Annotated in this window: 31 protein-coding genes and 1 other annotated feature; of the genes, 4 read left to right on the top strand and 27 right to left on the bottom strand. The window is 39.9% G+C overall.

Annotation, left to right across the window (positions count from 1 at the left end; genetic code table 11):
• Positions 1 to 30 precede the first annotated feature (30 nt).
• Together K6V48_RS04890 and aroB are read left to right on the top strand one after the other, a co-directional pair.
• Positions 31 to 900, top strand: coding sequence for a shikimate dehydrogenase (locus K6V48_RS04890; RefSeq protein WP_222368277.1), 870 nt, complete (start codon positions 31 to 33; stop codon positions 898 to 900).
• Between the two features lie 12 nt (positions 901 to 912).
• On the top strand, positions 913 to 1,977 hold the full coding sequence (gene aroB / locus K6V48_RS04895) for a 3-dehydroquinate synthase (protein ID WP_222368280.1): 1,065 nt from the start codon (positions 913 to 915) through the stop codon (positions 1,975 to 1,977).
• A gap of 52 nt (positions 1,978 to 2,029) precedes the next feature.
• Here the strand turns inward: aroB and K6V48_RS04900 are convergent, their stop codons facing one another.
• The 9 genes from K6V48_RS04900 to K6V48_RS04940 all read right to left on the bottom strand — a co-directional run bounded on the left by K6V48_RS04900 (position 2,030) and on the right by K6V48_RS04940 (position 10,655).
• On the bottom strand, positions 2,030 to 2,830 hold the full coding sequence (locus K6V48_RS04900) for an ABC transporter ATP-binding protein (RefSeq protein ID WP_222368283.1): 801 nt from the start codon (positions 2,828 to 2,830) through the stop codon (positions 2,030 to 2,032).
• A 9-nt stretch (positions 2,831 to 2,839) separates the two neighbouring features.
• On the bottom strand, positions 2,840 to 3,733 hold the full coding sequence (locus K6V48_RS04905; RefSeq protein ID WP_024392749.1) for an ABC transporter permease: 894 nt from the start codon (positions 3,731 to 3,733) through the stop codon (positions 2,840 to 2,842).
• Positions 3,734 to 3,782: 49 nt separating this feature from the next.
• Positions 3,783 to 4,760, bottom strand: coding sequence for an ABC transporter substrate-binding protein (locus K6V48_RS04910; protein WP_222368388.1), 978 nt, complete (start codon positions 4,758 to 4,760; stop codon positions 3,783 to 3,785).
• 27 nt (positions 4,761 to 4,787) lie between these two features.
• Positions 4,788 to 5,750 (bottom strand): ABC transporter substrate-binding protein, encoded by a 963-nt coding sequence (locus tag K6V48_RS04915; protein ID WP_222368285.1) that lies wholly within the window; start codon positions 5,748 to 5,750, stop codon positions 4,788 to 4,790.
• Between the two features lie 438 nt (positions 5,751 to 6,188).
• Positions 6,189 to 6,530 carry a YlbF/YmcA family competence regulator gene (locus K6V48_RS04920; protein ID WP_222368288.1) on the bottom strand — a complete coding sequence of 114 codons (342 nt, stop codon included), beginning with the start codon at positions 6,528 to 6,530 and terminating at the stop codon, positions 6,189 to 6,191.
• Between the two features lie 10 nt (positions 6,531 to 6,540).
• On the bottom strand, positions 6,541 to 7,644 hold the full coding sequence (locus tag K6V48_RS04925) for a prephenate dehydrogenase (RefSeq protein WP_222368291.1): 1,104 nt from the start codon (positions 7,642 to 7,644) through the stop codon (positions 6,541 to 6,543).
• Positions 7,645 to 7,652: 8 nt separating this feature from the next.
• Complete coding sequence (aroC, locus tag K6V48_RS04930) at positions 7,653 to 8,819, bottom strand: chorismate synthase (protein ID WP_222368292.1); 1,167 nt, start codon at positions 8,817 to 8,819, stop codon at positions 7,653 to 7,655.
• Between the two features lies 1 nt (position 8,820).
• On the bottom strand, positions 8,821 to 9,495 hold the full coding sequence (gene aroD, locus K6V48_RS04935; RefSeq protein ID WP_172038476.1) for a type I 3-dehydroquinate dehydratase: 675 nt from the start codon (positions 9,493 to 9,495) through the stop codon (positions 8,821 to 8,823).
• Complete coding sequence (locus tag K6V48_RS04940; protein ID WP_172071250.1) at positions 9,492 to 10,655, bottom strand: class I SAM-dependent rRNA methyltransferase; 1,164 nt, start codon at positions 10,653 to 10,655, stop codon at positions 9,492 to 9,494. Before K6V48_RS04940 ends, aroD begins: the two co-directional genes overlap by 4 nt.
• A gap of 122 nt (positions 10,656 to 10,777) precedes the next feature.
• Between K6V48_RS04940 and K6V48_RS04945 the strand changes: the two genes are divergently transcribed.
• On the top strand, positions 10,778 to 12,973 hold the full coding sequence (locus tag K6V48_RS04945) for an LTA synthase family protein (protein WP_222368293.1): 2,196 nt from the start codon (positions 10,778 to 10,780) through the stop codon (positions 12,971 to 12,973).
• 117 nt (positions 12,974 to 13,090) lie between these two features.
• On the opposite strand, the gene rplT is transcribed toward K6V48_RS04945, so the two are convergent.
• The 5 genes from rplT to K6V48_RS04970 form a co-directional block, all read right to left on the bottom strand.
• The gene (gene rplT / locus K6V48_RS04950) at positions 13,091 to 13,450 is read right to left on the bottom strand and encodes a 50S ribosomal protein L20 (RefSeq protein ID WP_012028296.1); all 360 of its coding nucleotides are present in this window, start codon (positions 13,448 to 13,450) and stop codon (positions 13,091 to 13,093) included.
• A 39-nt stretch (positions 13,451 to 13,489) separates the two neighbouring features.
• Entirely contained in the window at positions 13,490 to 13,690 is a 201-nt protein-coding gene (gene rpmI, locus K6V48_RS04955; protein WP_024392740.1) for a 50S ribosomal protein L35, read from the bottom strand.
• A 27-nt stretch (positions 13,691 to 13,717) separates the two neighbouring features.
• Positions 13,718 to 14,224, bottom strand: coding sequence for a translation initiation factor IF-3 (gene infC / locus K6V48_RS04960; RefSeq protein WP_024392739.1), 507 nt, complete (start codon positions 14,222 to 14,224; stop codon positions 13,718 to 13,720).
• A gap of 40 nt (positions 14,225 to 14,264) precedes the next feature.
• Positions 14,265 to 14,393 (bottom strand) — a sequence feature (ribosomal protein L20 leader region).
• A 26-nt stretch (positions 14,394 to 14,419) separates the two neighbouring features.
• Positions 14,420 to 15,097, bottom strand: coding sequence for a (d)CMP kinase (cmk, locus tag K6V48_RS04965; RefSeq protein WP_172085669.1), 678 nt, complete (start codon positions 15,095 to 15,097; stop codon positions 14,420 to 14,422).
• Between the two features lie 8 nt (positions 15,098 to 15,105).
• The gene (locus tag K6V48_RS04970; RefSeq protein WP_222368294.1) at positions 15,106 to 15,606 is read right to left on the bottom strand and encodes an SAG1386/EF1546 family surface-associated protein; all 501 of its coding nucleotides are present in this window, start codon (positions 15,604 to 15,606) and stop codon (positions 15,106 to 15,108) included.
• Positions 15,607 to 15,656: 50 nt separating this feature from the next.
• Here K6V48_RS04970 and K6V48_RS04975 point away from each other — a divergent pair, with 50 nt between their 5' ends.
• The gene (locus K6V48_RS04975; protein WP_222368295.1) at positions 15,657 to 15,851 is read left to right on the top strand and encodes a ferredoxin; all 195 of its coding nucleotides are present in this window, start codon (positions 15,657 to 15,659) and stop codon (positions 15,849 to 15,851) included.
• Here K6V48_RS04975 and K6V48_RS04980 read toward each other — a convergent pair.
• The 13 genes from K6V48_RS04980 to truB all read right to left on the bottom strand — a co-directional run bounded on the left by K6V48_RS04980 (position 15,840) and on the right by truB (position 26,288).
• Positions 15,840 to 16,328: an EbsA family protein gene (locus K6V48_RS04980; RefSeq protein ID WP_222368296.1), complete on the bottom strand. Its 489-nt coding sequence runs from the start codon at positions 16,326 to 16,328 to the stop codon at positions 15,840 to 15,842. The two genes, K6V48_RS04975 and K6V48_RS04980, sit on opposite strands and share 12 nt — an antisense overlap.
• Positions 16,329 to 16,473: 145 nt before the next feature.
• Positions 16,474 to 17,130 (bottom strand): phosphate signaling complex protein PhoU, encoded by a 657-nt coding sequence (gene phoU / locus K6V48_RS04985; RefSeq protein WP_172066185.1) that lies wholly within the window; start codon positions 17,128 to 17,130, stop codon positions 16,474 to 16,476.
• Between the two features lie 31 nt (positions 17,131 to 17,161).
• Positions 17,162 to 17,920 carry a phosphate ABC transporter ATP-binding protein PstB gene (pstB, locus tag K6V48_RS04990; protein WP_172038484.1) on the bottom strand — a complete coding sequence of 253 codons (759 nt, stop codon included), beginning with the start codon at positions 17,918 to 17,920 and terminating at the stop codon, positions 17,162 to 17,164.
• Between the two features lie 12 nt (positions 17,921 to 17,932).
• The gene (gene pstB / locus K6V48_RS04995; protein WP_172038485.1) at positions 17,933 to 18,736 is read right to left on the bottom strand and encodes a phosphate ABC transporter ATP-binding protein PstB; all 804 of its coding nucleotides are present in this window, start codon (positions 18,734 to 18,736) and stop codon (positions 17,933 to 17,935) included.
• Between the two features lie 25 nt (positions 18,737 to 18,761).
• Positions 18,762 to 19,649 carry a phosphate ABC transporter permease PstA gene (pstA, locus tag K6V48_RS05000; protein ID WP_172038486.1) on the bottom strand — a complete coding sequence of 296 codons (888 nt, stop codon included), beginning with the start codon at positions 19,647 to 19,649 and terminating at the stop codon, positions 18,762 to 18,764.
• Positions 19,639 to 20,556, bottom strand: a complete 918-nt coding sequence (gene pstC, locus K6V48_RS05005; RefSeq protein WP_172038487.1) for a phosphate ABC transporter permease subunit PstC — start codon at positions 20,554 to 20,556, stop codon at positions 19,639 to 19,641. Before pstC ends, pstA begins: the two co-directional genes overlap by 11 nt.
• Before the next feature lie 2 nt (positions 20,557 to 20,558).
• Positions 20,559 to 21,428, bottom strand: a complete 870-nt coding sequence (locus K6V48_RS05010) for a phosphate ABC transporter substrate-binding protein PstS family protein (protein ID WP_172038488.1) — start codon at positions 21,426 to 21,428, stop codon at positions 20,559 to 20,561.
• A gap of 138 nt (positions 21,429 to 21,566) precedes the next feature.
• The gene (locus tag K6V48_RS05015) at positions 21,567 to 22,868 is read right to left on the bottom strand and encodes an RsmF rRNA methyltransferase first C-terminal domain-containing protein (RefSeq protein ID WP_172038536.1); all 1,302 of its coding nucleotides are present in this window, start codon (positions 22,866 to 22,868) and stop codon (positions 21,567 to 21,569) included.
• Entirely contained in the window at positions 22,868 to 23,626 is a 759-nt protein-coding gene (locus K6V48_RS05020; protein WP_172038489.1) for an inositol monophosphatase family protein, read from the bottom strand. The genes K6V48_RS05015 and K6V48_RS05020 overlap by 1 nt, the downstream gene beginning before the upstream one ends.
• Positions 23,616 to 23,894: a UPF0223 family protein gene (locus tag K6V48_RS05025; protein WP_029749539.1), complete on the bottom strand. Its 279-nt coding sequence runs from the start codon at positions 23,892 to 23,894 to the stop codon at positions 23,616 to 23,618. The genes K6V48_RS05020 and K6V48_RS05025 overlap by 11 nt, the downstream gene beginning before the upstream one ends.
• Positions 23,895 to 23,898: 4 nt before the next feature.
• The gene (locus K6V48_RS05030; RefSeq protein WP_024392725.1) at positions 23,899 to 24,300 is read right to left on the bottom strand and encodes a Spx/MgsR family RNA polymerase-binding regulatory protein; all 402 of its coding nucleotides are present in this window, start codon (positions 24,298 to 24,300) and stop codon (positions 23,899 to 23,901) included.
• Positions 24,301 to 24,454: 154 nt separating this feature from the next.
• Positions 24,455 to 25,375, bottom strand: a complete 921-nt coding sequence (locus tag K6V48_RS05035; protein ID WP_222368297.1) for a bifunctional riboflavin kinase/FAD synthetase — start codon at positions 25,373 to 25,375, stop codon at positions 24,455 to 24,457.
• Between the two features lie 34 nt (positions 25,376 to 25,409).
• Positions 25,410 to 26,288, bottom strand: a complete 879-nt coding sequence (gene truB, locus K6V48_RS05040) for a tRNA pseudouridine(55) synthase TruB (protein ID WP_222368301.1) — start codon at positions 26,286 to 26,288, stop codon at positions 25,410 to 25,412.
• Positions 26,289 to 26,302: the final 14 nt, after the last annotated feature.

Consider the following 26,302-nt stretch of genomic DNA (forward strand, 5'->3'; position numbering starts at 1 on the left):
AGCAAGAATGATTAGAATTGGAGGCATTTTGTGAATATTGATGGATATACTCGCCTAGCAGCTGTAGTTGCAAAGCCAATAAAACATTCCATTTCACCCTTCATCCACAATCTTGCTTTTGAAGAAACGGGTGTAAATGGAGTCTACCTAGCATGGGAAATTCCAGAAGATGATCTAGCAGTCACACTTGAAAATATCAAACGATATAACATGTTTGGAATTAATCTTTCCATGCCTTATAAACAGGCTGTAATACCCTACCTAGATGATTTAACAGAGTCTGCTCGCTTGATAGGTGCCGTTAATACTGTTCTTCATCAAGACGACCTGCTTATTGGTCACAATACAGACGGCATCGGATTTTTCAAAAGTTTGGAAACTCTTAGAGCATTCCATGTGAGAAACAAACGGCTGACAATCTTAGGTGGAGGTGGTGCTTCAACTGCCATTATCGCCCAAGCTGCAATAGATGGCGCAAAGGAAATCACCATTTTTTGTCGCCCACAAAGTGTGGAAAGAACAATTGTAACAGTCCAAACTATTGCACAATCTACTGGAGTTACCCTACAAGTACTCCCCAACAATGATAACCAGTTACTCGCAGAGCACATAAACAATTCAGACTTACTCATCAATGGAACCAGTGTGGGAATGGATGGCACTTCCCTACCACTCCCAGCTACCATTGGTTTTCCAGAGAAACTATTGGTTGCAGATGTGATATATCAACCATTTGAAACACCTTTATTGAAAATGGCAAATTCACAAGGAAATTCCACCATCAACGGTCTGGGTATGCTACTCTTTCAAGCAGCGGAAGCCTTTGAACTCTGGACGGGAAAAGAAATGCCGACAGATTTGATTTGGCAACAATTAGTACAGAAATACGATATCAAATAGAGAGGAACGGGTATGAAACTAACTGTTAACCTTCCCCACAATCCATATGACATCCTCATTGAAAGAGGTAGCTTGTCACAGGTTGGTTCCTGGGTCAAAGAACTCTGGAACCCTCAAAAAATTACCATCATTACAGATGACCTGGTTGGTAGACTGTATAGTCAAACGGTCCAAGCTAGTTTAGAACAAGCTGGTTTTGACACTATTGTATTTGAATTTCCAGAAGGTGAAGCATCAAAAAATCTTGAAACAGTTTATCAAGCCTACGAATTTCTCGTAAAAAATGGTATGACCCGGAGTGATGGGATTTTAGCTCTTGGTGGTGGTGTGGTTGGAGATTTAGCTGGCTACGTTGCCTCAACTTATATGCGAGGTATCCATTTTCTCCAGGTTCCAACGAGTCTAACTGCCCAAGTAGATTCTTCAATTGGTGGGAAAACTGGCGTGAATACACCATTCGCTAAGAATATGGTCGGTAGCTTCTGCCAACCTGATGGCGTCCTCATTGACCCTAATACCCTAAAAACACTTGGCAAACGTGAATTGATTGAAGGAATGGGCGAAGTCGTTAAATATGGCTTGATTGATGATGGGGAACTCTGGGATACACTTGACCGATTAGATGGCTCTGTAGAAAGTATTTTGGAGAATGCCGACTATATCATCTACCACTCCTGCGAAGTTAAACGCAAGGTTGTAGTCGAAGATGAGTTGGACAATGGAGTCCGCTTATATCTAAACTTTGGTCACACAATCGGTCATGCGATTGAAGCTACCGCTGGCTATGGTCAAGTCATGCACGGTGAAGCTGTCGCTATCGGAATGGTTCAAATCTCACGTGCTTCTGAGAAAAAAGGTTTAATGCCAGCAGGTATAACTGAAAAAATTATCGCTATGTGTGAGAAATTTGGTTTGCCAACTGCACATCAACCTTGGAATAGCGAGGAATTATATACAGCCTTAACTCACGATAAGAAAGCAAGAGGAAAAACTATTAAGCTTGTTATCGTGCCACAGCTTGGACAGGCTGCAATCCATCACATTCCATTAGAAGAAATGAGAGAATTCTTGCAATAGTTTATATGACAAAAGGCTACTGAGTTGAAGCAATAAACTCAGTAGCCTTTTTTTACAATATCATATCATCATCAGTCAATTTTTCGCCACTATTCTGGTAGAAAAGATCCATCAAGTCTTGAACAGTTAAGTTCTTCTTCGCTTCACCCTCCACATCAACAACGATTTGACCACGATGTAACATCACCAATCGATTGCCATATGCAATAGCGTTTTCCATATTGTGCGTAATCATCAACGCCGTTAATTGGTGTCCTTCAACGATTTTCTTCGTCAATTCCATTACCATATCACTGGTTTTTGGATCAAGGGCAGCCGTATGTTCATCTAGCAAGAGTACCTTGGGCTTAACAAGAGAAGCCATCATCAAAGTCAAAGCTTGACGTTGGCCACCTGAAAGAAATTGAGTATCAACTTTCATACGGTTTTCCAATCCTAGACCAAGCTCTTTCAATGCTTCCCTAAAAATAGCACGTTCACTATCTTTTACACCCCAACCGAGACCACGTGATAATCCACGACGATAAGCAATGGCCATGTTTTCTTCAATAGTTAGGCGAGAAGCAGTTCCCATCTTCGGATCTTGGAAAACACGGCTAATGTCCTTAGAACGTTTTGCTGCTGAGACATGCTTGATGGATTTCCCTTCAAGTAAAATATCACCCGAATCAACTGTTAGTGCTCCAGCAAGTGAGTTCATAAATGTTGACTTACCAGCACCATTACCACCGATAATAGAGATAAAGTCTCCTTCTTTCACATCTAAGCTTAACCCACGAAGAACATGATTTTCATTGACAGTCCCTGCTTCGAAGGTTTTATGAATATTTTCTATTGATAAAATTGTTGTCATTATTTCCTCCTAAGCATGTCCATTTAATTTGGGACGACGAATATTGAGTTTCTTCTGTAATTCAGGAACATAAAGTACAGTTGCCAATAGGATTGCAGAGAAGAGTTTGACAAGGTCCGCATCCATCCCAGGTATTTCCAAAATCGCCAGAATAATCAAGCGGTATACGACTGCACCCAGTACAACTGACAGCAATCTCCAACCCAAACGGAGATTCCGTAATATGACTTCAGCAATAATGACAGATGCCAAACCGATAACGATAGTACCCGTACCAGAGTTAAGATCTGCATAACCATTATTTTGGGTCAACAAGGCACCACAAAGAGCAATTAACCCATTTGACATCATATAGCCATAGATTTTCATTCTGTCTACGTTAATGCCATTTGCTTCACTCATTGGAATATTATCCCCTGTTGAACGAATAGCCAAACCAATTTGTGTATTGAGTAAAAGCGTTAACACTCCGACAACTGCTAAAACAAAGATGATACCAATCACCAGTACAGCATTCGTTTTAGTCAAACCAAAATCCTGCAATTGAGTGACCAAGGTCTCCTGCTTAAGCAAAGCCACATTGGCCTTACCTAATATTTTCAAGTTAATCGAATAAAGACCTGTCAAGGTGACAATACCTGTCAAGAGAGCAGGAATTTTTAACTTTGTGTGGAGTAAACCAGAAATTAATCCAGCTCCCATACCAGCTATCATTGCAAGAAAAGTTGCAAGTAAAGGGTTTAGACCATTTACAATTCCTGTTGCACAAACAGCAGCTCCAAGGGGATAAGATCCCTCTGCTGTCATATCTGCAATATCCAAAATACGAAAAGTCAAGTAAACACCAATCGCCATGACTGACCAAAGCAAGCCTTGCGAAATACTTGATAAAATAATATCCACGATTTTCTCCTTTGTAGGTTATTGAAGAATCTCTCTCTTCTTGCACCATTTACTCAGATACAGAAAGTTTGCTAGTATCAATTCCAAGTTGTTTGGCAATGTCCTCATTTACATGAAGGCTAACTGTTTCAGGGTATTCCACTGCGGTTTCAGAAACATCCGCACCTTCAATGATTTTGATTGCCATTTTTGCGGTTTGACGTCCTAGAGCCTCATAATTAGTACCATAAGTTAGTAAACCACCTTCATCCACCATATCTGTTGAACCACCGATAACTGGTATTTGATGTTCAACAGACAATTCACCAATCATGGTCATTGTTGAGGCAATTGTGTTATCAGTTGGAACAAAAATAGCATCTACATCCTTCATCAAGCTTGTAGTGGCATCTTGCACTTCATTTGTTGAAGTGAGTCCCTTTACAACTACCTTATAGCCTGCTTTTTCAAATAATTCTTTAGCTTGTTCTACTTGCACCTCAGAGTTCCGCTCACTAGTGGTATATAGGATACCAACTGCCTTCGCATCTGGAACGGCCTGGCCTAATAATTCAACTTGTTTATCAATTGGAGCTTGGTCGGAAGTTCCTGTCAAGAGACCCCCTGGTTTTTCAATAGACTCTACCAAATCCGCTGATAATGGATCCGTAACGGCAGTGAATAGGATGGGAGTTTCAGTTGATACGGTTGCCAAACTTTGTGCCGCAGGTGTTGCAATAGCTAATACAATATCATTTCCATCGATTAATTGTTCTGATATAGTTTGTAGGTTTGCTTGATCACCTTGTGCGTTCTGATAATCTAAGACTAATTTTTCTCCTTCTTTGTAGCCGTTCGCCTCTAACTCTGCGACAAACCCTTCACGCGCTGCAGTCAAGGATTCATGTTCCATATATTGTAGAATCCCAACTTTAACTGTTTCAGAAGAAGATTTGTCTGAACTTGCGGAAGAGCAAGCTACAAGCGTCAAAATTCCTGCACTAATCAGGGAAATCGCAACTATTTTTTTCATGAATTTAGTTTTCATCATATGATACTCCTATCTTTCCAACTTTTATTTTTCCAATGCTTTAATGGTTTCAGCATCAAATCCGAGAGCTGTCGCCATTTCTTCATTCACAGTAACAGCAGCTGTATTTGGTTTTTCAACTGGCAGGTCAGCTGGCTTATCACCTTTCAAGATTTTCACAGCTAGTTCGCCAGCCTGTACACCAATTGCATGATAGTCAACCCCATAAGTAAATAGAGTAGCATCAATAACTGCGGCATCACTTCCCATTGCTGGAACCTTTGCTTCTTGTAAAATTTCACCAATCGTTGAAGCAGTTGAAGCAACTGTATTATCTGTCGGGAGATAGATAGCATCGACCTTAGCAGCCAGAGAGGTCATTGCTTGTTGAACGTCATTTGTTGAAGTAACAGTTGCTACCTCTACTTTGACTCCTTTCGCTTCAAGGGCTTGTTTAGCTTGGTCAGCTTGCACCTCAGAATTAACTTCACTTGAATTGTAGAAGATACCAACCGTTTTGGCAGAAGGAACCACTTTGAGTAACATGTCAATCTGACCTTCTACATCTGTTGCATCAATAGAACCTGTCATTGAACCGCCGGGTGCATCCAAACTGTCAACCAGTCCTGCTTCAACTGGATCAGTTACAGCTGTAAACACACTTGGTGTCTCACCATCCGCATTTAACAATGCTTGGGCTGCAGGTGTTGCTATTGCAAAGTTCAAATCATTTTTCCCTGCAAGCTGTCCTACCATTGTTTGTAAATTGGCCTGATCTCCTTGTGAATTCTGGAAGTCAATTGTCAGATTCTCGCCTTCCTTGTATCCCGCATCTTCCAATGCTTCAATAAATCCTTCACGAGCTGACGATAAGGCCTCATGTTCTGCATATTGGATTATACCAATCTTAACTGATCCAGAATCTTCACTATTAGAACTACATGCTGCCAATGTTAGCGCTGATAGTGCTACAACCGAGCTAAGAATAATTTTTTTAAATCTAACCATTTCAATCTCCTTTAAATGTATAAGTTGTTAATCCAAAAAGAAAGGGACCGTCTAGAAGATGACATTCTAAACGGCCCCAATGCTTCAACTGTATAGTAAAAACAGACTGAACAACTCGCGCCATTTAGATGTATTCATCTATGAGGCACATGTCAAAACGACTACAGCCACATAGATACAAACTTTACGTTCCCGTGTTTGCATCCATGTTCTCCATGTCTACAAACACTATCTAAAATAGCTGTAGAAATATGTACGAGTAACTGTTTGTTTTCGACACATACGTGGCATATCTGTTTTCCTTTCATTTTTTGATTTGTAACTATGATAACTGTTTTAAAATCATTTGTCAATAGATAATTGCGTAAATTTTCAGATTTTTTAATAAAATTCATACAATTGATGAAATTCTAAAAAATAAACGACTACTTGAGCCGTTTATTGAAGCAATTCATTTAATGGTTTAAAGATAATCCGTTCCAAATCTGCCACATAGGTTCCTAATTGTTGTTGCTTCGTAAAATACTCTGTCAACAATGGATTGGCTTGAACCTTTTTATTGAAATCAACCATTTTCTTTTGGTCAGTTTCAGTTGGAATTTCACCTGCTTGTAATTTTTCCTGAATACCTTTTTGGAAAGAAATATAGGCATCAAGGGTACTTTTAGCTTCCGCATTCGCTTCAACAGATACTTTCACTGCTTCCACTGCCTTATATTCCGGTAGATTGCGAATAGCGCGCTCCAATTGATTGGCAATATCATAGATATTTGTGGTCATAAACAACCTCCTAATTTAAGTATATTTGATAAGAAGTCTGCTCAGATAAGCGCTTTGCAGCTTCTTCTAGATGTTCCTTATTTTTAAATGTGATCTGTAAGATACCATATGTGTCTTCACGGTTTTCTTCGTTAATACGAATATTTACGATAGAGATTCCTCTCAGGACCTCTAAAACTTTTAGAACTGAGTCCTCTTCATCAGGTACATTGATAAATATATCGAAAAACGAATCAACACCACCACGCTTATGGATTTCCATCTCTTTTCGTGTTTGACTACCTCTGGCAAAAAAGTCCCAAATATCGTCCTGTCTTTTTTCTTTTAAAAGTTGACTAATATAGCTTAAGCGACCTTTAAAATCTTCTATACGTTCAATAATTGGCTCTGAATTTGTCATCAAGATGCTCGTCCACATACCTGGTTCACTCTCTGCAATTCGAGTCATATCTCGAAATCCACCTGCCGCAAAGTTATTCGTAAAGGGGTGTTCTACGGCATAATCACCCGCCTGATTCATCAGGCTTGAAGCCAGCACATGGGGAAAATGCGATATTTGACTCGTTACAAAATCATGTTCCTGGGCATCAATCTGTACGAATCGCGCACCAGTTCCCGAAAGGAGGTCAGTTAGTCTAGGAACTGCGTCTGCCTGGGTCAATGAACAAGGTGTCATAATGTAATATGCATTTTCAAATAATAAAATATCTCCAGCTTCCGCACCAGATTTATGACTACCAGCCATTGGATGACTTCCAATAAAGTTAATTCCTTTTTCTGAGAGATAAGCCTCCGCAGCTTGTATAATCTCTGTTTTTGTGGAACCAGCATCTGTCACCAATACGTTTGGTTTTAAATCGATTTGTCCTAACTGTTTGATAAACTCTATGGTTTGCTGAATTGGCACGCATAAAATGATAACATCTGCACGACCCGCAAATAGTGAGAAATTATCAGTCACCTCATCTACCATATTTCTTTGTAAAGCTATATGACGAGATTTTTCTCCTCGATTATAACCAAGTATGGTGTAATCTGGATGGTGTTTCCGTATACCGAGTGCTAGAGAGCCACCGATAAGACCGAGACCGGCAATATATACTGTCTTAGTCATCTTACCACCTAGAAATTCTTAACATAGTCACGGTGGCTAGCAACAGCAGCTTTTAATTCCTCTAAATTATCTGAAGAGAATTTTTCCAACATTTCATTTGCAATAACAGTCGCAACTACAGATTCCATCACAACACCCGCAGCAGGTAGAGCTGTTGGATCCGAGCGCTCTACAGTTGCTTTATAAGGCTCGTGAGTATCAATATCGACTGATATAAGAGGTTTGTAAAGGGTTGGAATTGGCTTCATCACCCCTCTGATAATTAATGGTTGACCGTTTGTCATACCACCTTCAAAACCACCCAAATTGTTTGTCCGTCGAGTATAGCCATCCTCTTCAGTCCAAAGTATTTCGTCCATTACTTGACTACCTTGGAGATAGCCAGTTTTAAAACCAAGACCAAATTCGGCACCTTTAAAGGCATTAATCGACACAACAGCCTGTGCTAGTTTCGCATCTAGTTTCCGGTCCCATTGTACATAGGAACCCAAACCAGCTGGAACACCGCCAACGATTGTTTCAACGACTCCACCAATCGTATCGCCATCACGTTTCACTTGGTCAATGTAAGCCTTGATTTCCTCTTCACGCTCTTGATTGACAATGGAAACTTCTGATGCGGCCGCGCGTTCACGAATCTGAGCAACAGTTAATCCATCTGGTACATCAATTTCTTTCCCACCAAAAACAACAACATGGTTTGCAATCTCAATATCAAGTTCTTCCAGTATACGTTTTGCAACAGCCCCAACTGCCACTCTCATTGTGGTTTCTCGGGCACTTGAACGCTCTAAAGAGTTTCGTAAATCACTAAAACGGTATTTCATCCCACCGACCAAATCGGCATGTCCTGGACGTGGGTGTTTGATGCGACGCTTGCTTTTAAGTTTCTCTTCAATATCCTCAACAGCCATAATATCCAACCACTTCTGATGATCCTTGTTTGTTACATTCAGAGTGATTGGTGCACCGGTTGTTTTACCATGACGAACTCCAGCAGTAATTTCCACACGGTCCGTTTCAATTTGCATACGACTTCCTCGACCATAACCACCTTGACGGCGTTTCAAGTCTTTATTAATATCTTCAGCTGTTAAAGGAAGACCTGCTGGAACTCCCTCAATAATGGCTGTTAAACGTGGGCCATGCGACTCGCCTGCTGTTAAATACCTCATACTAGTTCTCCAATATATCTAAAAATTTTCGTGTATTTGCCAATGAGATCTGGCCAGGGGCAGAAGCTTCATCTAAACTTGCAAAAGTCCAATTTGAACCCGTTACAAATCCTGAAATTCGGGATAACTTACCTAATGCCCCCATTGAAATTGTAGCAAACTCTTGCTCAGAATTCAATGTTTTAAACCCACGAGTATAATTCATCACATCAAGTACATCCTGCTCGGAGTTTGCCATAACAGCAATTTTCACAACCGCAGGAGAAAAACGCGTGAGCTCCGAAATGATTTCCAAATAATTTGAAGGTGTTTCCGTGAAATTGTGGTAACTTAAAACTAAGTTAGGGAAATCCAACATCTGATCAAATACAGACTGATAAGAATAGTACTCAAAGTCAATATAGTCTGGTTGGTAAATTGCTGCAACCTCCTTAATTAAATTGACATATTCTTGGTCTTCTAAATCTAGGTGGCCACCCTCACGTGTCGTACGTAATGTAAATAGAACTTCTTTGCCATTGCATACTTCAAAAATAGCGGGCGCAACTTTTAAAATTTCGTCTTTAGGAAGATAATCAGCTCTCCACTCAATGATATCTGCATCAGATAATCGTTCCACATCAATTGCTTCTATTTCCTCTATACTTCTTGGCATAATTGGAACAACAATTTTCATTTTTGCACCTGTATTGTAAATACCTTTAGGTAATTACTACTTTCATCATTTTTATTAACTGTAAAATCAATTGGTAAGCGATAAGTTTGTAAAAAGCGGTACTTGATTTTTCCAAGTCCTTTCTGAACTTGCTGTTTAAACTTGTCTATCGAAATGTTTGCAGCATTGGTTGAGGCAATAATCATGCCATCTGAATGTAAGATTTCAAGTGATTGTTCAATCAGTTTGTAATAATCTTTCGCCACTGTGAATGTATGCTTTTTATTTCGAGCAAAGCTAGGTGGATCCAGAATAATCACATCAAACTTCAATCCCTTTCTCTTTGCATAATTAAAATATTCAAAAACATCCATTACAACGAATTGATGGTGATCAAGAGGTAAACCATTTGCCATAAAATGTGCTTTAGATAGATCGCGTGATCGTTTCGCCAAATCAACTGAAACAGTCTCACTCGCCCCACCCATAGCTGCTGCAACCGAAAAAGCAGCTGTATATGAAAACATATTTAGCACTTTTTTATCGCTAGCAAGTCCATCAACAAGTGAAGCTCTAACATCATGTTGATCTAAGAAAATTCCAGTCATCAATCCATCATTTAAAAAAACCTGATAAGCAACACCATTTTCAATGACAGTAAATGTATCCGGGGCCTGATCTCCATACAGGAAATTGGAATCACTTAATTCTGACTGAAAACGAATTTTCTCGTAAGCTCCAACTACCTCAGGAAAAACAATTTGAAAGGCATCAATAACCAACTGTCTAATGGAATAGACAAAAGTATTATACCAAGAAAAAACAGCATAATCTCCATATAAATCAATTGTCAATCCACCAAAACCGTCACCATCTTGATTAAATAATCGAAAAGCTGTTGTCAAATTTGAATTGTAGAACGGCTGGCGTACTATTTTTGCCTTATTAAAAAGACTAATAAAAAAATCTACAGACAATGCTATTTTATTTCGACTAAAAAGCCAACCAATTCCTTTATTTTGTGAAGATAAGTAAGCCTCTCCTAAATATCTTCTACTCTTAGAAAACAACGACACTTGTCCATCAGGAAAGCTATGGTTTTTATTGAAATCTGAACTATCTAGAAGGCAGATGCCTTTATCAATCTTTTTTTCTGCCTGGCTACTCACTATCATATTCATACATTTTCTATTATATCATGATTCATTCTATATGCCAAAAAAACTCTTATTATTGCAGGATTTTTTATAAAATATGATATAATGAACAAAGATTTTAGAAAGGACAGTGGAGAATCATACTTGTGAAAAAACTAATAGCTATCATAAAAAAGAACTATCAGACTCGCCTCGGATTCATTTTTTTACTGTTACTCAGCTATTGGCTGAAGTCTCTTTGGGCCTATTTTATTGATTTTCATTTGGATATATCCAGTTTATTGCAGTATATTATCGCTATTTTTAATCCCTTTCCATTAGCACTTTTATTGCTAGGAATCGCACTCTATATTAAAAATAGCAAACTATTTTATGGTGTTGCAATAACAATTTATCTGATTCTGTTTGCTTGGCTGTTTTCAAATGCTGTTTATTACCGTGAATTTGCAGATTATATTTCTGTTTCTACAATGATGGCAACATCCAGTGTATCAACTGGACTTGGCGAAACAGCTGTTGAACTGTTTAGAATCTGGGACCTGGTCTACTTTCTTGATTTCATTTTATTTGCTGTATTAGTCAAAAAACAGAAATTTTCATTTCATGCAAAAGCACTTTCAACAAAAGCCAGTTTCGCACTGTCCTGTTTGGCAGTCCTAAGTTTTTCAATCAATTTATTCTTAGCTGAAATTGACCGACCTGAATTGTTAACGAGAGGATTTTCAAATAACTATATTGTACGTGCCCTTGGTTTACCTGCATTCTTTACTTATAACGCTCATCAAACATATACAACCGAGCGTGATCGTTCAGATGCGACAGCAGAGGACCTTGTCCCTGTAGAAGCGTATGTTCAAGAACATTACGCCTCTCCCAATAGTGACTATTTTGGAATCGCCAAAGGACGGAATGTCATTTATCTCCACTTAGAAAGTTTACAACAATTTGTAATTGATTATAAACTGAATGTTGATGGCGTTGAATATGAAGCAACACCATTTCTCAACTCTCTCTACCATTCACAGTCTACTTTGGCCTTTTCAAATTTCTTTAATCAAGTTAAGGCAGGAAAGACTTCTGATGCTGAAACTATGATTGAGACATCTCTTTTTGGTCTCAATCAAGGATCGTTCATGGTTCAATATGGAGGAAGTAATACACAACAGGCAGCGCCTTATATCCTTTCTCAGAATGGAGGCTATACTTCCGCTGTTTTCCACGGTAACTCAGCCAGCTTCTGGAACCGAAATAACACATACAAACAATGGGGCTACAATTACTTCTTTGACCAATCCTATTTCTCTGAGGCGACTGCTGAAAACTCATTCCAGTATGGTTTGAATGATAAAATCATGTTTGCAGACTCAATTCAGTATCTTGAACATTTGCAACAACCTTTTTATGCTAAATTCATCACAGTTTCAAACCACTATCCCTACACTACTAGTTTAGTTGGCGATGAAACTGGTTTCCCATTGGCTGATACACCTGATGAAACCATCAACGGGTACTTTGCCACAGCTAACTATTTAGATGCCTCAATTAAGGCATTCTTTGACTATTTGAAAGCTACTGGTTTGTATGAAAATTCAATCATTGTCCTATATGGCGACCACTATGGAATTTCAAATTCCCGCAACCCTGACTTAGCTCCATTAATCGGAAAAGATTCTCAAACTTGGTCAGATTTTGACAATGCAATGTTGCAACGAGTTCCATATATGATTGTAGTGCCTGGAATGACAAATGGTGGAATTATTGATACTTTTGGTGGTGAAATAGACGCCTTACCAACTCTCGAACACCTTTTAGGAATTGAAGCAAACAATTATCTTCAAGTTGGACAAGATATGCTCTCTAGTGAACACAATCAAATTGTCGCTCTTCGCACTGCTGGAAGTTTTATTACTCCCAAATATACGAGCTACGAAGGAAAAATTTATTATACTGAAACAGGTTTGGAAATAACCAATCCAGATGAAGTTACTCAAAAAGAAATTGATGATATAAAAGCCTCTGCTGCGGCGCAATTAGCAGCTAGTGATGCCATCCAAACTGGTGATCTTATCCGATTCTTCGACAATGGTTTACCTGCTTTAGATGCAAGTCAATTTAACTATATTGATTCATTAGCGAGCGAACTCGCAATAGAAAACGATCTTGGTTCTCAATCAACCAGCATTTTTAGCAAAAATAGTAATCAATCAACAGTAGATTTATTTAAGGCACCTAGTTACCTAGAACTTCATGGCACCTCTTCGACTAGTCAAGAAACATCAATTACAAGTGGTAGCGAAACATCTAGCAGTAGTTCAACGACCACAAGTACTTCATCAGAATAGAAAAAGGCATTGGATCACATTCTTCATTACGAAGGTTGATTCCAATGCCTATTTTTATTCCTAGAGAGAATTGAAAAAACTCGGAAATAATCCAAGCTTTTTTCAAATCCTATATGCTTATTTAGCAAGTTTTGCTTTAGCAGCATCTGCAAGAGCTGTGAAAGCTGCTGCATCGTTTACTGCTAAATCAGCAAGCATTTTACGGTTCACTTCAATTTCAGCCAATTTCAAACCGTGCATCAATTGTGAGTAAGACAAACCATTCATACGAGCAGCCGCATTGATACGAGTGATCCACAATTTACGGAAATCACGTTTTTTCTGACGGCGGTCACGGTATGCATAGTAGTAAGAGTTCATAACTTGTTCTTTCGCAGTGCGGAACAAGAGATGTTTAGCTCCATAGTAACCTTTAGCTAATTTTAAAATACGTTTACGGCGTTTACGAGAAACAACGCCACCTTTAACACGTGCCATTTAATTTTCCTCCAAATAATCTAAATTCTAGTAGTCGGCTTATTTCAAACCAGTAAGCATTGATTTGATACGCTTAAAGTCACCAGCATGCACCAAACCTGCTTTACGAAGGTGACGACGTTGTTTTTTAGTTTTACCGTGGAAACGGTGTGAAGTATAAGCGCGGAAGCGTTTCAATCCACCAGAACCTGTACGTTTAAAACGTTTAGCTGATGCGCGGTGAGTTTTTTGTTTTGGCATTTTAATTCTCCTTTTAGCGTAAAAAGCTTATTTTTTTTCTGAAGCTGGGGCCAATTGCATAAACATTTGACGACCGTCCATCTTAGCACGTTGTTCAATAATCGCAATATCTTGGGTTGCTTCGGCGAACTCAGCTAATACTTTCGCTCCAACTTCTTTGTGGGTAATCATACGACCCTTAAAACGGATCGAAACCTTGACTTTATTTCCTTTTTCAAGGAATTTACGGGCATTACGAAGTTTTGTCTCAAAATCCCCTTTATCAATTACTGGACTTAGACGTACTTCTTTTACAGTAACAACACTTTGTTTCTTGCGTTGTTCTTTCTGTTTTTTCTGATATTCAAACTTAAACTTACCGTAGTCCATGATTTTAGCTACTGGCGGTTTAGCTTGTGGTTGAATCAATACTAAATCCACATTTGAATTATCAGCAATGGCCTGAGCCTCATTGAGCGGTTTGATTCCCAACTGTTCACCCTCAAGACCGATAAGACGAACTTCACGCACTCGAATTTCATCATTGATGAACAAATCTTGCTTTGCTATGGCTTTTCACCTCATTTTATTTTTTTCGAGAAAAACAAAACGGACCTGCTAAACAAGTCCGCACTACACCATTATTCTTTCCGAAGAAATCTTAAATCGTAGGGCCAGACAACGTTAGTCGCAAGGCGAGAAGCTCTCACTTCTGCTTTTCTCAATACGACTATTTTATCATCTCTCCAACTACTTGTCAAGAATTTCTTTCGCTTTTTCGGAAATAAATTTCACAACACCTTCAATGGACACACCGGTCGTATCAAAAGTGATTGCATCATCTGCTGCTTTTAATGGCGAAACTGCTCGGTTTGAATCTTTAAAATCACGAGCTGCAATCTCCTCCTTTAAGGTTTCCAAATCCGTTTCGATGCCACGTTCCGTATTTTCCTTAAAACGACGTAAAGCCCGTTCCTCAACCGATGCAATGAGAAAGATTTTTAACTCCGCTTGAGGAAGTACCACAGTGCCAATATCACGACCATCCATGACGATACCACCAGCTTGTGCAATTTCCTGTTGTAAATGGACCAATTTTTCCCTTACCAAAGGAAGTGCCGCTACTGCCGAAACATTATTAGTCACGTGGTTATTTCGAATAGGTAACGTGACGTCACAATCACCAACAAATACAAGTTGCTCACCATTCTCGTCCCTGCCAAATCGAATCGGATTGGATTCTAGCAGTTGAACGATTTTCTCTTGATTTGTCACCTCTATACCATTTTTTAAGGCTAGGTAAGTAGCTGAACGATACATAGCGCCTGTGTCTAAATAGGTATAGCCCAAATCTTTAGCAATAATTTTAGCGACAGTTGACTTTCCGCTTGAAGCAGGACCATCAATAGCGATTTGAATTGATTTCATAACTCCTCTTATCTAATACGAACTATATCTCCAGGATTGGCCCACCAAGTTCCCCCGGGTCCGACCATTTTATCCGGATTTAAACGTTCTAGCTCTGAAATTGAAATACCAGCACGGGCCGCGATACTCCCAATTCCTTCCCCAGCTTCAACTGTTAGAGTTGTACCATCACCAGTGTCCGTAGTAGTTGATTGTGTTGTTGCCTCTGTTGATGACGTCACAGTCTCTTCAGTGCTTTCTGCTACTGTCGAGCTCTCTTCAGTAGCACTAGAGGAGGAGGCAACTACACTACTGGCACTACTAGCATTATAGAACTCCTGATTCGAATTTGTTTGGCTACCACCAGTTGAAAGGTAGATTGCTAATATTAAAACAACAAGCATAATGAGAAAGAAAATAATTGCTAACACCGTGAAGACCCTAGTGCTTGCTACACCATTTTTTATTCGGTCTTTTCTACTTGCTGATCTAGATGAGTATACTTCTTCATTCCATGGTTCTTGTGACATAAGCGTGGTTTCTCCTTGTATTTTTTCTTAATAACTATTAGAATATCAATATGAAAATAAAATTAATTCCTGAACGGTGCATCGCATGCGGATTATGCCAAACATATTCCAATCTATTTGATTATAATGATGATGGTATTGTGATTTTTTCTGAAAGTGAGGGGAATGAAAAAAACTGTCAACCCACACCGGAAATAATGAATGCAATCAAGTCTTGTCCGACAAAAGCTATCTTATCTGATTGAGGTAGTTTTTCCACTATAATATTCTTCGAAGTAATCCTGTTTAATCAAGTGATCCGTTAACACAACTTCACCTGAAAATTCGGGATGTAATGCAATATGATTTACAAAATATTTTTTCGGCCACTTTCGCATATGATAAATTGAACCATCTGTATTCTGATTTACAATAATACGAATAGCTAGATAAGATACTTCTATCCTACTGATATCTTTCATCAGTATTTTTTTTACTTTTAGGGGATTTGCAGTTGATATCCTTAAATGATCTTCTTTTAATTCAAAGTATCTCCGGGTACCGAGTAGGCACATTAGAAAAAAAAGACCAACCAACATAAAAAATAAGATGGACATTTTCAGCTTTTCAAGCAGTAGAGATAGGGCTATAAACAAGGGGGTTAGGGTTAGTGACCAATAAATGATACCCCACGAAAACTCTGGCTGCCAGTGATAGCGTATTTTACCAAAAATTTTTATCATTGCTATCCTCCATCTATTATTCTAGCATAAAAAGAGAGATTTTCCTATGAAAATCTCTTACTTTTGAAAAACTTTGTTGCATTTACATTACACGATAATAAGGCTATGTAAAGAGTTGGTAACATATTAAGTAACTAAGTAGGTTTTACAACTCCGTAATATCTCCTGTACGAAGATAAACAACCCATTCACAGATATTTTTCGCGTAATCACCAATCCGTTCCAGATAAGTCAAAACTTGGAAGTAGTCACGACCGGCAACCAAGGCATCTGGATTTTTCTTGATTTCTTCTGTCGTCAATGCTTGGATTTTTGCATAGTAATCGTTGATAACTTCATCGCGTGCAGCAATTTCGTAAGCTGTTTCCATATCGCCTGAATTGAGATATAACTCCAATGATGATTCGACCAAATGACGGACTTCCTTGCCCATTTTTTTGATTTCTTCTTCAACGACGAGAATGCGAACTTCGCCCTTCATTCGAATAGCTGCTTTCGCGATAGATACCGCATGATCACCCATTCGTTCCAAATCACTGGTAGCTTTCAAAACAGTGATAACACGGCGTAAATCTGTCGAAACAGGCTGTTGCAGAGCGATGATTTCCAATGATTTCTTTTCCAATTTTACTTCAAATTCATTGATTTTCTTATCTGCCTCGATGACTTCTTTGGCCAATTCACGGTCGTGGGTCGTAAAAGCGCGAACAGTATTGTTAATCTGTCCTAAAACTTCATTTCCCATCGCATAAAATTGATTATGCAATTTTCCTAATTCTTCTTCAAATTGTGCTCTTAACATAATGAATCTCTTTTCTATATCTAAATGAGGACTAACCAAATTTACCAGTAATGTAATCTTCCGTCTCCTTATGAGCTGGATTCAAGAACATTTCTTTCGTATCATTGTACTCAATGAGATCGCCAGCCAGGAAAAATCCAGTACGGTTTGAAATACGTGACGCCTGTTGCATCGAACGCGTTACTAAAATCATCGTGTATTTTTCCTTCAAGCCATAAAGAGTATCTTCGATTTTACCTGCCGAGATTGGGTCCAAGGCCGAAGTTGGTTCATCGAGCAGAATGATTTTTGGACTGGTCGCCAATACACGAGCAACACACACACGTTGCTGCTGACCACCAGATAAACCTAGCGCTGAATCGTGCAAACGGTCCTTCACTTCATCCCAAATAGATGCACCGATCAAGGATTTTTCAACAGCCTCGTCCAAGACTTGCTTGTCCTTAATGCCGTTAATCCTAAGGCCATAGACAACATTTTCGTAAATGGACATTGGGAATGGGTTAGGTTGCTGAAAGACCATCCCGATTTCCTTGCGCAAGTCAACAGTATCTGTGCGTGGACTATAAATATTCTTGCCGTTGTAATCAATAGCCCCTGTCAAGGTTACTTCTGGGTTCAAATCGCCCATACGGTTGATAGACCGCAAAAGCGTTGATTTACCAGAACCAGAAGGACCAATCAAGGCTGTAATCTCATTTGGGTAGAAATCAATAGAGACGCTGTTCAAAGCCTTTTTCTTATTGTAGTAAACAGACAAATCTTTTACTTGTAAAATAGGTGATGTCATCGTGTCTCCTTTCTATCCAAAGTGTCCTGAAACGTAGTCGCTGGTTGACTTGAGTTTGGCATTTTGGAAAACGTTAGAAGTCTTATCATACTCAATCAAGTCGCCCAAATAGAAGAAGGCTGTATAATCGCTTGCACGGGCTGCTTGTTGCATGTTGTGCGTTACGATAATGATGGTATAGTTTTTCTTGAGTTCAAACATGGTTTCTTCCAACTGCATAGTCGCAATTGGGTCCAAGGCTGAAGCTGGCTCATCCATGAGCAAAATCTGTGGTTTCACAGAAATAGCGCGCGCGATACAGAGACGTTGTTGCTGACCACCTGACAAGGTAAAGGCTGACTTGTGCAAATCGTCTTTGACCTGATCCCAGAGCGCCGCTTGCTTGAGTGAGGTTTCAACGATTTCATCCAAGACTTTCTTGTCTTTAACACCTGCACGCTCATGCGCAAACGTAATGTTCTTGTAGATAGATTTTGCAAAAGGGTTTGGACGTTGGAAAACCATACCAATGTGTTTACGAATTTCGTAAACGTTCATGTTTGGCTTATTAATGTCAATTCCTTCATAGAGGATTTGACCAGTTACCTTGGCAATGTCAATCGTATCATTCATCCGGTTGAGACTGCGAAGATAGGTTGATTTCCCACAGCCTGATGGGCCAATCAAGGCTGTGATTTTATTTTTCTCGAACTGCATATCAATGCCCTTAATTGCCTCATTTTTACCATAGTAAACATGAACATCTTTTGTCGAAAGGGCAATTTTTTCTTCTGGGAAGGTAATGATATGACGTTCATTCCAGTTATATTCTGCCATTTTTTCTCCTTAATAAGTCGACTGCTTATGCTGCAGAAGTCATTTTCGCATGAAGTTTCTTACCGATGTAACGGGCAGAAAGGTTGAAAATCAAGATAAATACCAAGAGGATGGCTGCAGAACCTGCAGATACTTGTGTCGCATCAGGAATCGTTCCCTCACTGTTGACCTTCCAAATATGAACCGCAAGGGTTTCAGACTGACGGAAAATCGAAATCGGGCTGGTTACGCTGAGCGGGTTCCAATTGGACCAATCAAGAGCCGGAGCTGATTGACCTGCGGTATAAATCAAAGCCGCTGCTTCACCGAAGATACGACCAGAAGCAAGGACAATACCAGTAACAATACCCGGTAGCGCCTCAGGAATGACCACGTGGAGAACTGTTTCCCAGCGTGACAACCCAAGGGCCAAACCGGCCTCACGTTGCGTATGGTGAACGTGGCGCAAGCTATCCTCAACGTTACGGGTCATCTGTGGCAGGTTGAATACGGTCAGAGCCAAAGCACCTGACAGGATAGAGAAACCATATTCAAACTGGACAACGAAAATCAAGTAACCAAACAAACCAACAACTACTGATGGCAGAGAGGACAGAATCTCAATACAGGTACGAATAAAGTTGGTCAAAGGACCTTTCTTAGCATATTCCGCCAAATAAATACCTGCACCAGTTGACAAGGGTACTGAAATCAAGAGCGTTACAACCAAAAGGAAGAAGGAATTGTAAAGCTGAATACCGATACCACCACCGGCCTTATAAGACGATGACTTGCTGGTCAGGAAGTGCCAATTAACATGAGGCAATCCTCTTACCAGAATAAAGAGAATTAAAGCTGTCAAGATAACAACAATTACGGTCGCGATGGAGTAAAGAACACCTGTCGCCAGTTTATCCATTTTCTTAGCGTGCATAGTTTTTCTTACCCTCTCTCGTAATAAATTTCATAATCATATTAAAGACTAAGCTCATCAAGAGCAAGACAAGAGCCAATGACCAGAGCACATTATTTTGGACGGTACCCATAACAGTGTTACCGATACCCATCGTTAAGACGGAGGTCAATGTCGCTGCTGGTGTAGTCAATGACGTAGGAATAACTGCTGAGTTCCCCACCACCATCTGGATAGCCAAGGCCTCACCAAAGGCACGAGCCATACCGAAGATAACAGCCGTGAAAATCCCCGGTTTTGCTGCATTTAGAATAACGCGCCAGATAGTCTGCCAACGAGTCGCCCCCATGGCCAAACTTGCCTCACGGTAATGACGCGGTACAGCGCGGAGACTGTCCACTGTCATGAAGGTTACAGTTGGTAAAATCATAACAAAGAGTACGAAAACCCCTGACAAGATACCAAAACCTGTCCCGCCAAAGATGGAGCGGACAAACGGTACCACCACTTGCAAACCGATGAAACCATAAACTACTGATGGAATACCGACCAGCAACTCAATAACAGGCTGCAAAATTTTTGCGCCACGCTTTGGTGAAATTTCAGTCATAAAAACTGCGGCGCCAATTGCAATCGGTGTGGCAATAATGGCTGATAAAATCGTTACGATAAAGGAACCTGAAATCATTGGCAAGGCACCAAATGTTTTTGAACCCGGCTCCCATTTATCACCAAACAAGAAATCCGTAATGCTAACGCCATCTACAAAGAAGGTAGACAAGCCACGTTGCGCTACGAAAATCAAAATCATAGCAACAATAAAGACAATCAAGCTAAGACAAAGGAAGGTCAAAACCTGTCCAAATTTCTCCAAACGAGAATTTTTTGAGGGAGTTGATAATTCCTTTTCGAGTTGTTCGTTTTTCATTTCTACTCCTTATCCGTTACCACACCGTCAGCAGACTTCACTACCTTCATGTGGTTGATAGAAATATACCCCATGCTGACAACGATGCCTTCTTGCACTTCTTCTGAGTACATGTAATCAAGAAATTCCTGGGTCAAACCATCTGGTTTACCCTTAGTATACATGTGCTCGTAAGCCCAAATCGGCCAGTCATTGGTCGCTACATTTTCAGTTGTTGGTTCAAATCCATTCAACTTAATCGTATGAATGGTATCATCCAAGTAAGCGAAAGCCAAATAAGAAATGGCACCCGGTGTCTGAGCAACAATAGACTTGACCATCCCGTTGGAATCTTGTTCCTGACTTTGGATAGCCTTCTCACCATTCATGATAATGCTGTCAAATGTTGCACGCGAACCAGAACTCGCTGCACGGTTGATGATGGTAATTGGAAGATCCTGACCACCGAGTTCCTTCCAGTTGGTAATCTCTCCCGTGAAAATCTTACGGAGATCTTCAGTAGTAATATCGTCCACCGTCACTTCTTCATTAACAATTACTGCAAGACCTGCAACTGCCACTTGATGGTCTACAAGTTGACTGGCGTCAATCCCTTCTTTTTCTTCTGCAAAAACATCTGAGTTCCCAATCTGAACCGCGCCAGATTGAACTTGGGAAAGACCAGTACCAGATCCCCCACCTTGGACATTGACGGATTTACCTAGATTCACTGAACCAAATTCGTCAGCGGCAGCCTCTACTAAGGGTTGAAGTGCTGTTGAACCCACCGCAGTAATGGATTCACCTCGATCAATCCAAGCAGAGCAGGCAGAGAGTGCCATGCTAGAGATGAGAAATAAAGCTGCAATTCCTAGCTTATGCTTTTTTTTCATATCAAATATTCCTTTACATTTTTCAGTGGAATTTCTAGTCTTTTTATTTGATTTTTACACAGCATTTACAAGAAAATTCCACTTATCCACTATAACATATAACAAGACAAGTTGCAAAAATAATTTGCTTCTTCGGACTTAAAATCTTAGTCCTTTGGGGAAGCTATTTTTCAATACTCCAGAAACGATTTTTGAAAAGCCTAGCCCATTTCCAGCAACAGCAACTTGATACCATCCATTTGGTAATTCTTTAGGCACCTCAATCGTCTGACCTGCAGCATATTTTTGAAAATCTTCAACTGAAATTTCAATTCGCTTCATCACTTCATCACTCTGTAATGCAAGGCCGAGAGCAAAACTGGGTTCAAAGCGCTTTTTCTTAAACACACCTAGATGTAAACCATTTCGTGCAATTTTAATTTTAGATAAATCAGGAAGCTCTTTGGGTAATAAATAGAGATTATCCCCAAACACTTGTAAAACACCGTCACATTGTATCGTCAGGTGTTCTTGTTTGAAAGACTGCCATAATTGTTGCTGTTCACGATTTAAATTTGACTTCCCAAATTTCCTTTTTTTCATGGAACCTTCCCCTTTATATCGAAATTTCGCTACAAACTGTCCTTCTCCTTTAAAACGATGAGGATACATCCGAGCCGTCTCAGGATAGCCAATCCCTTCAACCATACCATTTATTTTCGGAATATCAATTAATTCTAAAGCATATTGCTCCAATAACCATCGAACAATATCTTCATTTTCTTCAGGCGACCACGTACAGGTAGAGTAGATGAGTTGTCCATTAGGTGCAAGCATTTCAAGAGCTGATTCCAAGATTTCCTTTTGCAACTGCGCGCACTGAGCAGGATAGTTTTTAGACCAATACTGAATAGCATCCGGGTCTTTCCGAAACATACCCTCACCAGAACATGGTGCATCCAAGACAATCATGTCAAAATAGTTGGGGAATACCTTTGCTAATCGTTCAGCAGATTCATTTGTAACGACAACATTGCGAGCACCGAAACGTTCTACATTTTCTGCGAGAATTTTAGAACGTTTGACTGAAATCTCATTACTAACTAAAATCCCTGTATTCTCTAAATATGAAAGTAAATGGGTGGTCTTTCCTCCAGGAGCTGCTGCTAAATCCAGTACCTTCATCCCTTTTTCAGGAGCCGCAACTTGCCCAACAATCTGTGCAGCTGGTTCTTGAGAATAAACCAAACCTGTCACATGTTCGATTGACTTCCCAGAAATCTTACCGTAGTAAGACCAAGGCATATTCGGTATTGCATCTGGGAATTCCTTCTGTTGTTCTTTTAAAGGATTCGTACGAAAGCCAGAAACTGCAGAAGATTCAAAACTCTCAAAAAATGCTTGGGCATCTGGGCCAAGCAAGTACGTATATTTTTCAATAAATTCCTGTGGTAATTGTATCAATGGATAAACCTCTTAATCTCACTCAAACTAGCTTTTGGGACCAACAACACATGTTCTCGACCAGAAAACTGGGGCGCATCACCTTCTAAGCTCAATAACTGACAATCTAAACCTTCCCCTAAAATACTCGCAGCCGCATAATCCCATGGATAAAGATTCGAAGCATAAGCTAATAAGCGTCCTTCTAAAACGTGAGAGAAACCAATTCCAGCACTACCAACAGAACGAGTTCCTAATGAATGATCGGCCAAGTCACCTAATCCATATTGATTTGTAGCATATATGGTTGCATTTAATCCGATTAAACTTCTTGCTAAAGCAGTGGCCTTGGGAATTTCAAGCAATTGATCATTGAGATAGACAGGAAACTGCCCTCCACCATGAAATAATTTATCCTGCATCACATCATAAATGATTGCGAATTGACCTACACCATCTTCAAAATATGCCAAAAGAATGGAAAAGTCATTCTTTTGAGCGATAAAATTCGTTGTCCCATCAATCGGATCCAGCACCCATACCTTTCCCTCTTTTATGGAACCAGTTTGACCACCTTCTTCACCAAATACGCTATCCATTGGAAATTCCGAAAGAATCTTTTGGCTCAATTGGTCTTGCACCTGTTTATCTAAGTGCGTAACTAAATCTTGAGGATTGGTTTTTTCATCTATAACAAGAGGGTCATCTAAATGATCACGTAAGAACTCACCCGCTTCAAGAATAATCTGCTTGGCAAAATGATATTTAGTTTCCAAATCGGATCATTCCTTTCTGTTTTTCTTGGGCAGCCTTTACAACTCGATAGCTCGAGTAACCTGATGCTTCTTCGAAATCTCGATCAATTTGTCTTTCTTGCCCTTTGCTTCTTACAACTTCTTTAAACTTTTTATACTGTTCAAGAACGAGTCTTGCTTCTACACCCTTTTCATATGCTTCTTCCACTCGATTCAAAAAAGAAAGCACTGAGGAAATTTCCTCTGTGCTCCACGAAAAATCAAGCGGATATGAGTATTGTTTATCCATGTCTCTATCCTATTTCTGCTCGTAATGTTGCATTCTTTAATTCTTGCTTGCGATAGTTTCGCGGTAGAAATGCCCGAATTTCATCCTCATTAAACCCTATCTGCATCCGTTTTTCATCAAGGATAATCGGACGCCGAAGTAAACTCGGATATAGCTCGATTAACTCAATAAGCTGTCTCACGGACAGTTCATCCACGTCAATATCTAACTTTTGAAATACTTTTGATCGTGTTGAAATTAAATCATCGGTGCCGTTTTCTGTTAGTGATAAAATTTGCTGTAATTCATCTGCAGTTAACGGACTAGTCATAATGTTATGCTCATTAAAAGGCACCTCGTGGCTAGTCAGCCATGCTCTAGCTTTACGACAACTCGTACAACTTGGTGACAAAAATAAGGTTATCATGCCCGTCCATTCCCTTCTATACAAGCTTTTCTAATATATTATATCTTATTTTGTTGTTATTTTCAATAGGGAACCAAAGGGATTATATTAATTTTTCATAAAATTTAATGACCGCAAACATAGATATGTTGGCAGTTTTTTGAAATCTATAGGTTTACTTACTTGTCCAATGCAAGGCGTAGCTTTCATCGGATTTCATCTGCTCCATCAACCCTTCAATTCCATCGAACTTAACCATATCTCGAATTTTTTCAAGCCAAAAAATAGTTATTTTTTCTCCGTAAATAAAGCGGTCAAACCCAAAAATATGGGCTTCTATCCGCATCTCTGTTCCATCAAAAGTAACATTTTTCCCAACACTTGTCATGGCTCGATAGCGTTTCCCATCTACTTCAACATCCGCGACGTAGACTCCCTCAGATGGTAAATGGACACGGTCAAAAGGAGCCAGATTTGCAGTTGGATAGCCAATGGTGCGCCCTCTGGCATCTCCATGAACAACAATTCCCTCCGTCATAAATGGATAACCTAAAAGTTGATTAGCTAGAGAGACATCCCCTGACTGGATAGCTTGGCGAATTCGAGTTGAAGAAACTTTTTCTCCGCTCAAGCTCACTTCATTTACAGTTTCTACCTGACCGTCAAACAGTTCCATCAAGTCCTGCACGTCTGCTCTGCAATTTCCAAAATGATAATCAAATCCAGCAACCAAGACCTGAGCATTTAACCCTTTCACATACCGCTCAATAAATTCTGCAGGAGTATTACTAGCAAATCCGCTAGTAAATGGCGTCATTACCAGTTGATCCACACCATATTTCTCCAATAAGAGATAGCGCTGTTCCTGACTTGTTAAATGTAGCAATAATTCTGGCGTAAAACGCGAAAAGGCCAACCGTGGCGATTCTGGAAAAGTCAAAACAGTTACCGTCAGCCCTCGCTCATCTGCCACCTTTCGTGCACGTTCAAAAAGGGCTTTATGCCCCAGGTGAATTCCGTCAAAATAACCAAGTACCAAAACGGTTGGTTCTTCTTTTTGCAATTCGTTAAAATCTTTAATTGTTCTTATATTCATGTCTTTTATTTTATCACAGTTATCGAAAAATTTCTTAGACCAAAACTTTGCTTGGTTTATACAGCTGGTCGCGTTTTTCAAAAATAGCAATCAACTGACCATCATGAAAGCCTGCTAAACGCTCTGCTTCTGCATTCAATTCTACAAATCGACCAAATATAGCATCTTTCACCTGCTCTTCCTTCAATTCTACAACAGGTAAATCCCCGATACCACGTTCAATAGGTTGGAGAAATGAAAAATCATTTTCAGCTACCAGCGAAGAAATTTCTTCCAAAGTCAAGGCGTCCGCTAGGTCCATTCCTGCTGATCCAGTTCGTTTCAACTTGGACATGTGGCTAGCATAGCCTAGCTTAGCCCCTAAGTCAACAGACAGGGTACGGACATAGGTGCCCTTTCCACAGCGAACGCGGAAGGTGAACCGTGCACAGTCATCTACTAGTTCAATCGGGCTAGTCCGTTCAAAACTGTAAATGTCGATTTGGCGTTGAGGACGTTCGACTTCTTCACCCGCCCGTGCGTATTCGTATAGCTTACGACCATTTACTTTAACGGCTGAATACATAGGTGGAATCTGGGTAATAGTACCGACAAAACTAGCCATAGCCTCATCAACTGCCTGCTCTGCTATGTCCAAAACCGGTGTCCGCTTAACAAGGTCGCCCGATGCATCTTCTGTCGTGGTCGAGTAGCCGATAGTAATCTCCCCCTCGTAAATCTTGCCCTCTTCCTGCATGTACTCAATCATACGAGTAGCCTTACCAACTGCAATGGGCAGAACGCCCGTCACATCTGGATCTAGCGTCCCCCCGTGTCCAATCTTTTTCTCCTGGAGAATCTTACGGAGTTTAAAAACTGCATCATGCGAGGTCATCCCTGCCTCTTTTTTTACATTAATAATTCCTGAAATCATTCTTCCATTATAAC

The sequence above is a fragment of the Streptococcus suis genome (assembly GCF_019794555.1).
Taxonomy (GTDB): domain Bacteria; phylum Bacillota; class Bacilli; order Lactobacillales; family Streptococcaceae; genus Streptococcus; species Streptococcus suis_AB.